The sequence below is a fragment of the Bacteroidota bacterium genome, from assembly GCA_038746285.1.
Classification (GTDB): domain Bacteria; phylum Bacteroidota; class Rhodothermia; order Rhodothermales; family JANQRZ01; genus JANQRZ01.
Window position 1 is genome coordinate 1 of record JBCDKT010000103.1, and the last position, 3277, is coordinate 3277.

Sequence of the window (3277 nt, forward strand, 5' to 3'; positions counted from 1 at the left end):
ACGCGCGCGATGCCGGCCGTGTTGGTGCCGGCGGCGCCCTTCTCGTAGACGATGTCCTCGAACTCGCCGACCGTCTCCCACACGAAGGGGCCGGTGATGGTCGGGCGGTCGGTCGTGTGGTGCGCTTTGGTCTCAGCCATCGGAGAGGAAATCGGTCAGGAGGGCGGCGAGAGCGGCGGGCGCCTCGGCCGGAAGAGCGTGGCCCGCCTCGGGGAAGACGACGGGCGTGATCGGCCCCGAGGCGGCCATCTCGCGCGCGAGGCGGACGAACTTGGAATCGAGTGCGCCGGCTACGGCCCACGCGGGCGTCGGGATCCGCGAAAGTCCCGTCCAGAGGCTCGGCTGCGCGCCGGTCCCCATGCCCCGCAGCGAGCGGCCCGCCTCGGTGGGGTCGACGTGCGCGAGGCGGTCGGCCACGAGGCGGTCGCGGAGAGCCGGATCGAGGCTCTCGAACAGCGGCATCTGCACCCAGTCGCGGTGGAACGCCTCGGGGTTGGCGGCGAGGGCGGCCGCGCGCTCGGCGTCGAGGCGGCGGCGGTCGGCCCGTTCCGCCTCGGTGCGGAGGCCGGGGGAGGCCGAGACGAGGACGAGACGGCGGACCCGCCCGGGGTGGCGTAGGGCGAAGAAGAGCGCCAGCCTCCCCCCCATCGAGTAGCCGACGACATCCGCTTTCCCGCCGACACTGGCCCCGAGGCGGTCGGCGGCGCCGTCCATCGTGTAGGCCGCCTCGGGGAGCCCGACGGCCTCTCCGAAGCCGGGGAGGTCGGGAGCGCGCACGTCCCACGAGGCGGGGAGGTGGGCGCGGACGGCGTCCCAGTCGGCCCCGCAGCCGAGGAAGCCGTGGAGGAGCAGCGTCGGCGGCCTCACGCGAGCGCCGCGTCGACCGCCTCGGCGACGGCCGCCTCGATGCGGCGGCGGAGCGCGGCCTGCTCGTCTCGGTCCGTTCGCACCTCGATGAGCGCCGACGCTCCCGAGGCGGTGGCTGTGTCGAGGGCCTGCTCGAACGCCTCGATGGAATCCGGCTGGTGATACGCGAGCCCGGCCTGCGCGGCGGCGTGCTCGAACGTCAGCCCGTGGGGCGTCCCGAAGAAGCGCTCGAAGGTGTCGCCGGCGAGGGCGCCCGGCCCCGAGGCGATAGGCAGCCGGTGGAAGATGCCCCCCCCGTCGTTGTTGATAACCACGACGACGACAGGCGGGCCGCCTCGGAGGAGGGCGAGGCTGGTCTGGTCGTGGAGGAGGGCGAGATCGCCGACGAGAGCGACGACCGGCGCCTGAAGCCCTCTGGCGACGCCGTGTGCTGTGGCGATTGTCCCATCGATGCCACTCGCGCCCCGGTTTGCTTCGACGTGGCTGATCGTCCCGCTGGGCTCCGCGTACATCTCGATGTCCCGGACCGGCATCGAGGCGGCGGCGACGAGCGTTCGATCCTGGTGATAGCCTTCGAGAGCAGCCCCGAGCGTCATCCGAGCGACGGAGGGCTCGGAAAAAGCACCCTCAATCCCTGTTGCCACGGCATCGCCAACAACGATCGAGAGAGTCTGCCACCTCTGCAGAAAGGCGTCCTTCTCTGCCCCAGGACGTTGGTACGTCGATGCCCCGGCGAGGGCGGCGGTCCCATGGCGCACAGAGGCGACGATGTGCTGTGTAACGAGGGCGTCCGGGTCGACTCGGTACGGGCTGTCATCGACCCGGACGTAGGTGGCAGGCCGAGCGGCAGCGAGAAACTGCCCGATGCGTTTGGACACGATTCGCCCCCCGAGGTGAATGACCGCCTCCGGCCAGTAGTCCATCGGGAGCGAGGCCGAGAGAGCGAGGTCCGCGAAGTGAACGATGTGAGATCCCTCCGCGGTACGGAGGCCAGATCGCACATCGGGGAGCAGAGGCCAACCAAGAGTGGACGCCAGCCGCACCGCCCCGGGGGCGGCCTGCTCTCGGCCCTTGAGATCGCCGACGACGACGAGGCCTCGCTCGACGCCAAGCTCCATCAACACGCTGAGGTCCACCTCGTTTGGTTCGACGTCAGCGGTGAACCGTTTGAGACGTTCAGTGTGCAGGGATGGATCATCCGATGCACCCCAGCGAGCCAGATCGCTGAGAGCGTCTGCCACGTCCACCCCGTCCGGCTGCACCCCGAGAGGCTCGCGGAACGGGAGGTTCAAGTGGACCAGCCCCGAGGCGGCCCGGTGAACCGCGTGCGACGCCGTCGAGAGCACCCACCTCGGGGACACGTCGGGCGTCGGTACGGGCCAGTCGAGCGTCCACCGCGCGACGTCCTGGAAAATCGGCGGCTGGCGGATGGTCTGGTTCGCGCCTGTCTCGCGCAGCTCCGGCGGCCGGTCGGCAGTGAGGAGCAGGAGCGGCACGTTCTCCGCGTCCGCCTCGACGGCGGCGGGCAAGAGGTTCGCGACCGCTGTCCCCGAGGTGGTCACCACGGCGGCAGGCCAGCCTCTGGCTCGTCCCCACCCGAGCGCCACGAACCCAGCCGCCCGCTCGTCCCAGTGCACGAGGGCCTCGGCGCGGGGGTTCTGTGCCACGGCAACCGCCAGCGGCGTGCTCCGCGAGCCGGGGCAGACCACGAAGAAGGTCGTCCCCTGGCGGACCAGCTCCTCCACGAGGAGGGCGGCCCAGAGATGATTGATGTTCGGGGCGGAGGCGAGGTGCGGGGGCAAGAGTTCGGAGTTGGCTGCGCCTTCGCTGGCGCGGTCAGAGTTCGGGGTTCAGAGTTGATCGCCACGATCTGAACTGGCGAACTCTGAACTGTAAACCCCGAACTCCCTACGCCTCGATGCGGTCCGTGAGCCCGAGGACACGCGCGAAATCTCCGATCTTGTGCTCGATCTCGGCCCACTCCGCCTCGGAGTCGGAGCCGGGCACGATGCCGGCGCCCGAGTAGAGCGACAGCCGGCGCCCCTCGACCAGGCCCGAGCGGATGCCCACGGCGAGGTCAGCCGCCTCGGTGCCGTCGGCGTCGCGGCCGATCCAGCCGAGCACTCCCGCGTAGAGGCCGCGGTCGAACGGCTCGAGGCGGTCGATGGCGTCGAGGGCCTTGGCGGTCGGCGTGCCGCCGACGGCCGGCGTCGGGTGAAGGCGGCGGAGCACGTCGAGCACGCCCGCCTCGGGGCGGAGCGTGGCGCGGATGCCGGTGCGGAGGTGGCGGCCGCGGGCGAGCGTCATCGCCGACGCCTCGGCGTCGACCGAGACGTGGTCGGCCAGCGTGAGGAGGGCGTCCTGGATGGCGTCGCGCACGAAGGCGTGCTCGCGCTGGTCCTTCTCGCTC

Annotated in this window: 3 protein-coding genes; all 3 read right to left on the reverse strand. The window is 71.4% G+C overall.

Annotated elements, in window-relative coordinates:
- Positions 1-132: 132 nt before the first annotated feature.
- Complete coding sequence (locus AAGI91_17525; GenBank protein ID MEM1044413.1) at positions 133-867, reverse strand: alpha/beta fold hydrolase; 735 nt, start codon at positions 865-867, stop codon at positions 133-135.
- Complete coding sequence (gene menD, locus AAGI91_17530; protein MEM1044414.1) at positions 864-2669, reverse strand: 2-succinyl-5-enolpyruvyl-6-hydroxy-3-cyclohexene-1-carboxylic-acid synthase; 1806 nt, start codon at positions 2667-2669, stop codon at positions 864-866. Before menD ends, AAGI91_17525 begins: the two co-directional genes overlap by 4 nt.
- 106 nt (positions 2670-2775) lie before the next feature.
- The coding region (locus AAGI91_17535) for a chorismate-binding protein (protein MEM1044415.1) at positions 2776-3277 on the reverse strand (502 nt) is incomplete at its 5' end.